Source organism: Kamptonema formosum PCC 10802 (assembly GCF_000332335.1).
Classification (GTDB): domain Bacteria; phylum Cyanobacteriota; class Cyanobacteriia; order Cyanobacteriales; family Oscillatoriaceae; genus Oscillatoria.
This window is the reverse complement of record NZ_KB235948.1, coordinates 1,236,468-1,236,927: the sequence shown is the minus strand read 5'-3', so window position 1 is coordinate 1,236,927 and position 460 is coordinate 1,236,468. Positions and strand designations below refer to the sequence as shown.

1 protein-coding gene is annotated in these 460 nt (G+C 59.1%); it reads left to right on the top strand.

Annotation, left to right across the window (positions count from 1 at the left end; translation table 11 throughout):
• Positions 1 to 460 (top strand): putative Ig domain-containing protein (locus tag OSC10802_RS57180; protein WP_044169971.1); only part of this gene is annotated, 460 nt, incomplete at both ends.

Genomic DNA, 460 nt, shown 5'->3' with positions numbered 1-460 from the left:
GCTTGCCGATAACTCCGCCTTGCCGGCGTGGTTGACATTCGACACCGCCACCGGCACCTTCGAAGGCACTCCCGCCAATGAGGATGTGGGCGATATCAGCGTATTGGTAACGGCGACGGATAGTGCCGGTGCGTTTGTGGATGCGACGTTTGACTTGGCAGTCGCCAATACTAACGACGCGCCAACCACCACCGGCATTGGCAACCAGTCGGCGACAGAAGACAGCGCCTTCAGTCTGGATGTCACCGGCAACTTCGCCGATGTTGACGCCGGCGACAGTTTGACGTATAATGCGACGCTTGCCGATAACTCCGCCTTGCCGGCGTGGTTGACATTCGACACCGCCACCGGCACCTTCGAAGGCACTCCCGCCAATGAGGATGTGGGCGATATCAGCGTATTGGTAACGGCGACGGATAGTGCCGGTGCGACTGCTGATTCCACCTTTACCCTGACAGTC